Source organism: Pseudoxanthomonas sp. (genome assembly GCF_002863005.1).
Lineage (GTDB): Bacteria > Pseudomonadota > Gammaproteobacteria > Xanthomonadales > Xanthomonadaceae > Pseudoxanthomonas_A.
The window spans coordinates 1-8,086 of the sequence record NZ_PKDG01000063.1; the positions used below are offsets into that span (position 1 = coordinate 1).

Annotated in this window: 8 protein-coding genes and 1 pseudogene; 5 read left to right on the forward strand and 4 right to left on the reverse strand. The window is 65.2% G+C overall.

The genetic code is table 11. The annotated features are described in order from the left end of the window. The coding region (locus CYU89_RS18615; protein ID WP_296283077.1) for a transposase zinc-binding domain-containing protein at positions 1-490 on the reverse strand (490 nt) is incomplete at its 3' end. 224 nt (positions 491-714) lie between these two features. Beyond that, positions 715-942: pseudogene (locus CYU89_RS18620) on the reverse strand (TCP-1/cpn60 chaperonin family protein); the annotation flags it as partial. Positions 943-949: 7 nt separating this feature from the next. Here CYU89_RS18620 and CYU89_RS18625 point away from each other — a divergent pair. Then, on the forward strand, positions 950-1,309 hold the full coding sequence (locus tag CYU89_RS18625; protein WP_049881948.1) for a CopD family protein: 360 nt from the start codon (positions 950-952) through the stop codon (positions 1,307-1,309). A 16-nt stretch (positions 1,310-1,325) separates the two neighbouring features. On the opposite strand, the gene CYU89_RS18630 is transcribed toward CYU89_RS18625, so the two are convergent. Both CYU89_RS18630 and CYU89_RS18635 read right to left on the reverse strand, forming a co-directional pair. Continuing rightward, on the reverse strand, positions 1,326-2,522 hold the full coding sequence (locus CYU89_RS18630; protein WP_023124371.1) for a patatin-like phospholipase family protein: 1,197 nt from the start codon (positions 2,520-2,522) through the stop codon (positions 1,326-1,328). Between the two features lie 38 nt (positions 2,523-2,560). Further along, positions 2,561-3,352 carry a 3-hydroxybutyrate dehydrogenase gene (locus tag CYU89_RS18635; RefSeq protein WP_023124372.1) on the reverse strand — a complete coding sequence of 264 codons (792 nt, stop codon included), beginning with the start codon at positions 3,350-3,352 and terminating at the stop codon, positions 2,561-2,563. Positions 3,353-3,670: 318 nt separating this feature from the next. On the opposite strand from CYU89_RS18635, the gene CYU89_RS18640 reads away from it, so the two are divergent. The 4 genes from CYU89_RS18640 to CYU89_RS18655 form a co-directional block, all read left to right on the forward strand. Beyond that, positions 3,671-4,639 (forward strand): IS5 family transposase, encoded by a 969-nt coding sequence (locus tag CYU89_RS18640; RefSeq protein ID WP_075076220.1) that lies wholly within the window; start codon positions 3,671-3,673, stop codon positions 4,637-4,639. Between the two features lie 187 nt (positions 4,640-4,826). Continuing rightward, on the forward strand, positions 4,827-6,608 hold the full coding sequence (locus CYU89_RS18645; RefSeq protein WP_343125272.1) for an oleate hydratase: 1,782 nt from the start codon (positions 4,827-4,829) through the stop codon (positions 6,606-6,608). After that, entirely contained in the window at positions 6,605-7,492 is an 888-nt protein-coding gene (locus CYU89_RS18650) for a 3-hydroxyacyl-CoA dehydrogenase (RefSeq protein WP_016448220.1), read from the forward strand. The genes CYU89_RS18645 and CYU89_RS18650 overlap by 4 nt, the downstream gene beginning before the upstream one ends. Before the next feature lie 108 nt (positions 7,493-7,600). After that, positions 7,601-8,086 (forward strand): TetR/AcrR family transcriptional regulator (locus tag CYU89_RS18655; RefSeq protein ID WP_296283075.1); only part of this gene is annotated, 486 nt, incomplete at its 3' end.

The window sequence follows — 8,086 nt, forward strand, 5'->3', positions numbered from 1 at the left end:
CCGTATCCCGCGGCACGCCGGCCTGATCGGCAAGCCAACCGGCGATCACACGATGCACGATGCCCAGCACCGGGCTGATGGCCTCCGGCTTGCTGGCGAACAGGAAGCGCAACGGGTAGGGGAAACTCAGCACCCATTGCCGCACCGGCCGCGGGCCGAACACCTCGTCCACCAGATGCCGCGCCGACTCGGCCATGCGCCGTGCGCCGCAGCTCGGGCACAGCCCGCGCTTCTTGCAGGAATACGCCACCAGCCTCTCGGCACGACAGTGCTCGCAGACCACGCGCAGGAAGCCGTGCTCGAGCACGCCGCAGCGCAGGTAGGTCTCGAACTCCTCGCGCACATACTCGGGCAGCGGGCGGTCTTCGGCCTCAAGACGCGCGATGAAGTCCGGGTAGTGCGCCTGCACTAGCGCGTACAGCAGCGTGCGCTCGGGCAGGTGGCGCGCGTAACGCGCAGCGGCGTGGGCGGCCGGCAGTGGCGCGCACACCTCGGCCTGCCGCCGGGGTGCGGTCAGGCGCGGCACGCAGCGCTCCGTTGCAGGGACGGCTGCTCAGGGTTGCGCCCGCGAGCACGCGTTCATATCGGCGTTTTCTGATCTTCGCGTCAGACATTGCCGCGGGGCGGGTAGGAAGTCTCCCGCCTCGGACGCCAGAACGCACAAAGTCCGGCACGAGGCCGGGCTTTGTGGTCTTGCTTGATGGATCGCGGGGCTTAGAAATCCATGCCGCCCATGCCGCCCATGCCGCCGCCCGGCATCGCCGGCTCTTCCTTCTTCGGCAGCTCTGCCACCATCGCTTCGGTGGTGATCATCAGGCCGGCGATGGACGCCGCGTTCTGCAGCGCGGTGCGGGTGACCTTGGTCGGGTCCAGGATGCCGAACTCGATCATGTCGCCGAACTCGCCGTTGGCGGCGTTGTAGCCGAACGCGCCCTGGCCATCGGCGACGGTGCTGTACCTGCCGCGCATCCTCGTGAACCTGGCCGAGGCAGGCGAACACCCGGCCGTGCGCGAGCGACTGGTGTTGATGGGGCGCAGGCTCTCCCGCTTCGGGCACGTGCTGTTCGGCATCGCGCTGCTGATGGGGCTCACGCTGTGGCTGCACTTCGGTTTCGCCGGCGGCTGGCTGCACGCCAAGCTGTTGCTGGTCACGCTGGTGTTCGTCTTCAGCATCGTCATCGGGCGTTGGCTGAAGGCTGCCGAAGCCGGGCGTCCGCTGCCGTCGGCACGTGCATTGCGCTGGATCAACGAGATCCCGCTGGTGCTCCTGGTCGGCATCGTCTATCTGGTGGTCGGCAAGCCGTTCTGAGGCGGGCCCGAACCGATCAGAAGCGCGTCAGATGCTTCTTCTGCGTGACGCGGTGCACGTCGTGTACCGCGTAGCCGTGGTCGCGGTCGGGCAGGTCGAACCAGCCGGGGTGTGACAGCGTCTGCCGGGTATCGGCCAGCCCGCTCTGCCAATGGCTCTCCATGCTGATGCGGCCGAACGCATAGTCCTTGAACTGCTGTTCGTGCGGCTTGGCCTGGTAGATCAGGTGGACGATGTTGATGACGCGATCGTCCAGCCACGGCGCCAGTGCCTCGCGGGCACTTTCGGGCAGTCCGCCTTCGGGCAGGCGGGCGATGAGGTCGTTCAGCGCGGTCCGCAACTGCTGGGTGCGCGCGACCGTATCGGTGCCGTGGCGGGTGCGGCTGGAATACTGGATGTCCTTGCCGCGTTCGAGCACGTCCATCATCGTCTGCGGCCGCTGCCCGCGCGCGCTCCACAGGTCCACCTGGAAGGCCAGCGTGTCTTCGCGCGGCCATTCGTCGAGGATGTGTTCCAGCGGCGTGTTCGAGACCACGCCGCCGTCCCAGTAATGGCGGCCCTCGATCTCTACCGGCGCGAAGGCCGGCGGCAGCGAGCCTGAGGCGAGGATGTGCTTCGGCCCGATCCGGGTGTCGCGGCTGTCGAAATAGCGGAAGTTGCCGCTCTCCACGTCGGTGACGCCAACGGTCAGGCGCACCGTGCGGTCATCGTTGATGCGGTCGAAATCCACCAGCCGCTCGAGCGTTGCCAACAGCGGCGTGGTGTCGTAGAAACTGGTGGCCTGCGGCGTGCCGTCGCAGCGCATGAAGGGCGAGGCCGGCCACGGGGTGAAGAAGCCGCGCTGGCCCTGCCACAAGGCGGCCAGGGCGCTCATCGTCGCGGCCCAGGTTTCCAGAGCCGGGTTCATCGGCAGCATCGAAAGCCCGGCGCGCACGCCCATCGCCGGCCAGCTGGCGAGGCCCGCGGGTTCGCAGATCGTTTCCCAGAAATCACGCAGCCGTTCGATGCGATCCTGCGGCCGGTTGCCGGCGATGATCGCCGCGTTGATCGCGCCGATCGAGATGCCGGCGTACCAGTTGGGGCGGATGCCGGCCTCGTTGAGCGCCTGATAGACGCCGCACTGGTAGGCGCCGAGCGCGCCGCCGCCCTGGAGCACCAGGGCGATGGCGGGATATTGAGCGACCTTCTCGAGCAGTTGCGGGGACGTGTCCATGGCGAGGGATCATGCCACGGCGTGCGTGGCCGACCGCTTCACTGCATGAACCAGCCGTGGCTCACCACGATGCTCTGGCCGGTGAGCGCGTTGGTCTCGAAAGCGGCCAGGGTCAGCGCCACGTTGGCCACGTCGTCGAGCGTGGTGAATTCGCCATCGACGGTGTCCTTCAGCATGATCTTCTGGATCACTTCCTCTTCGCTGATGCCGAACTCCTTGGCCTGCTCCGGGATCTGCTTGTCCACCAGCGGGGTGCGCACGAAGCCCGGGCAGATCACGTTGGAGCGGATGCCGAGCTTGCCGCCTTCCTTGGCGATGGTGCGGGCGAGGCCGAGCAGGCCGTGCTTGGCGGTGACGTAGGGCGCCTTCAGCGGCGAGGCCAGATGCGAGTGCACCGAGCCCATCAGGATGATCGCGCCGGGCGCACCGCGCTTCTCCATGTCCTTCATGCACTCGCGGGTGGTCAGGAAGGCGCCGTCGAGGTGGATGGCGAGCATCTTCTTCCAGTCCTCGAACGAGAACTCGGTGATCTTGTTGATGATCTGGATGCCGGCATTGGAGACCAGCACGTCCACCCGGCCCCATTCGGCGGCGATCTGCGCGACGCCTTCGACCACCTGCGATTCGCTGGTGACGTCCATCGCCACGGCCATCGCCTGGCCGCCGGATTCGCGGATCGCGGCGGCGGTGGCTTCCGCGGCGTCCAGCTTCAGGTCGGCGATCGCGACGCGGCCACCGGCGGCGGCATAGGTTTCGGCGATGTGCTTGCCGATGCCGCTGGCGGCACCGGTGACCAGGCAGACCTTGCCATCAAGTTCGATTCGGGACATGGGGCTCTCCTCAGGCGGGTCGTCGATGATCGCCCAGCGCGTGGCCGGCCGCCATCGGCCGAAAGGGCATCAAGGCGTGGCGAAGCGGCCCGGCACCGGCATCGTCCCCGCCATCAAACGCGCTTACCTCTGGGCACCTTCGGGTGCCCAGATCATTTGCGGGCCGCGAAAAGCCGTCCGGACAGCCATATAGATCTCAAATGGAATTCAAATATCAGATGATATACATTACCGTGGGAGTGACCTTTCGCTAGGGAAACTCTGAACAACTCCCCCGAAGTGGGCGACAATAGCGCAACGCGATGAGGGTGACGATCGATACAGCTGACGTTCGGTGATGCCGAAGGCATGGGCAAGCGCAAGCGGACCCGCAAGGAGATCTTCCTGGCCGAGATGGATCAGGTGGTGCCGTGGAAGGCGCTGCTGAAGCTGATTGAGCCGCACTATCCGAAGATGGGTCGCCCTGGCCGGCAGCCGTATCCGCTGTCAACGATGCTGCGGGTTCACTTCCTTCAGCAGTGGTACGCGCTCAGCGACCCGGCCATGGAAGAGGCGCTTTACGACACAGCGGTGATGCGCCGGTTCGCCGAGCTGAGCGGTTTGGACGACATCCCCGACGAGACCACGATCCTCAACTTCCGGCGTCTGCTGGAGACGCATGACCTGGCGCCGAAGATCCTGGCGCGGGTGAACGCGCACCTGGCACGCAAGGGCCAGAGCCTGCGCGCGGGCACGATCGTGGACGCCACGATCATTGCCGCGCCAAGCTCGACGAAGAACAAGGATGGCAAGCGCGATCCGGAGATGCACCAGACGAAGAAGGGCAACCAGTGGCACTTCGGGATGAAGGCGCACATTGGCGTGGACGAGTATTCGGGGCTGGTGCACCACGTGGAGTGCACGGCCGCGAACGTCGGCGACGTGACCCAGGTGCACAAGCTGCTGCATGGCAAGGAGGATACGGTGTGCGGCGACAGTGGCTACACCGGCGCCGACAAGCGCGAAGAGCTGCAGCACGTTGCCGTCGGCTTCCTGATCGCGGAGAAGCCGTCGAAGCTGCGGGCGATGAAGAACAAGCGTGACCGCAAATACGCCGAGCGCTGGGAGCGCTACAAGGCCAGCGTGCGCGCGAAGGTTGAGCACCCGTTCCGGGTGGTGAAGCGCCAGTTCGGTTACGCCAAAGTGCGTTACCGCGGGCTGGCAAAGAACACTGCGCAGGTGCTGACACTGTTCGCGCTGTCGAACCTGTGGATGGCGCGGCGAGATTTATTGGCGGCTGCGGGATAGTTGCGCCTGGATGGCGGGGAAGCCCGCCAGAACAGGCCGGAAACGGCCGAAATCCGACCTGAAATCGATGAAAATCGCTGCCCGACACAATATTGATGCTCGTGTGGCGGCAAAAGCAGCATCAGGGCGTGTTATTCAGATGATCCCTAGATCGATGACCTTGAACTTCCCCGACTGGAGTCCGTACATGTATTACAGCAGTGGCAATTACGAAGCCTTCGCCCGCCCGCGCAAGCCAGACGGGGTCGACGGCAAATCCGCATGGTTCGTCGGCTCCGGCCTGGCCTCGCTGGCCGGCGCCGCCTTCCTGATCCGCGATGGCCAGATGCCGGGCGAGCGCATCACCATCCTGGAACGCATCGACGTGCCGGGCGGCGCACTGGATGGACTTGAGAAGCCGGACAAGGGCTTCGTGATCCGCGGCGGCCGCGAGATGGAGAACCATTTCGAATGCCTGTGGGATCTGTTCCGCAGCATTCCGTCGCTGGAAGTCGAGGGGGCCAGCGTGCTCGACGAGTTCTACTGGCTGAACAAGGACGACCCCAATTTCTCCCTGCAGCGCGCCACCATCGAACAGGGCAAGCCTGCGCCCGACATGGGCAAGTTCACGCTCAGCAAGGCCGCGCAGAAGGACATGCTCAAGGTCTTCATGGCCACGCGCGAGGAGATGGAGAACAAGCGCATCAACGAGGTGTTCGGTGAGGACTTCCTCGCCAGCAACTTCTGGATGTACTGGCGCACCATGTTCGCGTTCGAAGAGTGGCATTCGGCGCTGGAAATGAAGCTCTATCTGCACCGCTTCATCCACCACATCGGCGGTCTGGCGGATCTTTCCGCGTTGAAGTTCACCCGCTTCAACCAGTACGAATCGCTGGTGCTGCCATTGGTGAAGTGGTTGAAGGACCAGGGCGTGGTGTTCCAGTACTGCACCGAGGTGACAGATGTCGATTTCGACATCGATGCCACCAACGGACGCAAGCAGGCCACGCGCATCCACTGGAACCGCGACGGCCAGCCCGGTGGCATGGCACTCGGCCCCGATGACCTGTTGTTCATGACCATCGGCTCGCTGGTGGAAAACAGCAACGAGGGCGACCACAAGACCGCGGCGCTGCTGGACGAAGGCCCGGCACCGGCTTGGGATCTGTGGCGGCGCATCGCGGCCAAGGATCCGTCGTTCGGGCGGCCCGACGTGTTCGGCACGCACATTCCGGAGACCAAATGGGAATCCGCCACCATCACCACGCTGGACGCGCGCATCCCGAAGTACATCGAGAAGATCGCCAAGCGCGACCCGTTCAGCGGCAAGGTGGTGACCGGCGGGATTGTCACCGCCAAGGATTCCAGCTGGCTGCTGAGCTGGACGGTGAACCGCCAGCCGCACTTCAAGAAGCAGCCCAAGGACCAGGTCGTGATCTGGTTCTATGGCCTGTTCGCGGACGTGCCGGGGGATTACGTCAAGAAGCCGATGCAGGACTGCACCGGCGAGGAAATCACCCAGGAATGGCTGTATCACATGGGTGTGTCGGTTGAGGACATCGCGGAGCTTGCAGCCACGGGAGCCAACACCGTGCCGGTGATGATGCCGTACATCACCGCCTTCTTCATGCCGCGTCAAGCCGGTGATCGCCCTGACGTGGTGCCAGCGGGCGCTGTGAACTTCGCATTCATCGGCCAGTTCGCGGAGTCGAAGCAACGCGACTGTATCTTCACCACCGAGTACTCGGTGCGCACGCCGATGGAAGCGGTCTACACGCTGTTGGGCATTGAACGCGGCGTGCCGGAAGTGTTCAATTCCACCTACGACATCCGCACCCTGCTGGATGCACTGCACCAGCTGCGCGATGGCGAAGAATTGGCGTTGCCGGGCCCGTCGTTCCTGCGCGACCGCGTGTTGGCCAGGCTCGACCGCACCGAGATCGGTGCATTGCTCCACGACGCCGGCCTGCTGGCCGGGGAGGACGCATGAACATGACACAGGACACCACAAAGACCGTCGCCTCGCCCTCCGGCCTGCAGCGGGTGACCGTGCTGGGCACTGGCGTGCTCGGCGCGCAGATCGCCTTCCAGTGCGCCTTTCACGGCAAGAGCGTCACGGCGTACGACATTGACGCAGCAGCGCTGGAGCGTGCCCGCGACGCCCTGACGCGATTGGCTCAGACATATGCCGCCGACCTGCCGGGGACGACGCCCGAGGCGACCACCAGGGTCGCGGCGGCCATCGCACTGAGCAGCGACCTTGCGCAGGCCGTGCGCGACGCGGACCTGGTAATTGAAGCGGTGCCGGAGAAGCTGGAACTCAAGCGCTCAGTCTATGCCGAACTCGCCAGGCTGGCGCGCGAAGGCACCATCTTCGCCACCAACTCCTCCACGCTGCTGCCCAGTGCATTCGCGGATGCGACGGGCCGGCCGGAGAAGTTCCTGGCGTTGCATTTCGCCAATCACATCTGGCGCCAGAACACAGCGGAAGTGATGGGTACGCCGCAGACCGATCCTGAGGTGTTCGAGCAGGTGGCGCGCTTCGCTGCGGAAATCGGCATGGAACCGATCCGACTGCACAAGGAGCAGCCGGGTTACGTGCTGAATTCGCTGCTGGTGCCGTTGCTCAACGCGGCCGCCGCCTTGTTGTTGAAAGGTGTGGCGAGTCCGGAGGACATCGACAAGACCTGGCGAATCGGGACCGGCGCCAAGCTGGGGCCGTTCCAGATCTACGACATTGTCGGCCTGCGCACGGCGTACAACATCGCAAGCGCAAATCCCGCAACGCAGGGCTGGGCCGAATATCTCAAGGTGAACTACATCGACAAGGGTCGCCTGGGCGCCGGTGCGGGGGGTGGCTTCTACGATGATTGACGCCATGTCCGCCGCCCGTGCGTGCTCCGTCGGGAACGGTCACCGCACGCTGACGGCGTCCTGTGCAAGGCGGTGGCATACTGCCGCCCCGTCGCGCCGGAGCCGGCCGTGAGCCAAGCCCAACGCCACGCACGTCCGCTCAACCGCAGTGAATCGCAGGCCCGCACGCGCGCGGCGCTGCTGGATGCCGCCGAGGCGCTGATCGTGGAGCACTCGATCCCGGCGCTGTCGCTGCGCGCCGTCTGCACGCGTGCCGGCTATACGCAGGGGGCCTTCTACTCCAACTTCGCCGATCGCGAGGAGCTGCTGCTGGAGGTGATGGAGCGCAACCTCGAACAGAAGGCCGCCAGCCTGGAGCAGATGCTGGCGACCTGCGGCGACGCAGGTCTCGACGGCACCCTGGCGTGCATCCTGGATTGGCTGGACACCATCCACCATCGGGGCGAATGGGCGCGCATCGCCATGGAGCTGGGGTATAGGAAGTTCAACCGCCCTTTTTGGCGAGTCTGGCGGGTAGGAAGCGGCCGCGCAAGCGCCGCTTTGGGCACAGATCGGGCACAGATCGGGGGTTCATGCGTGGGTTTTCGACATCGC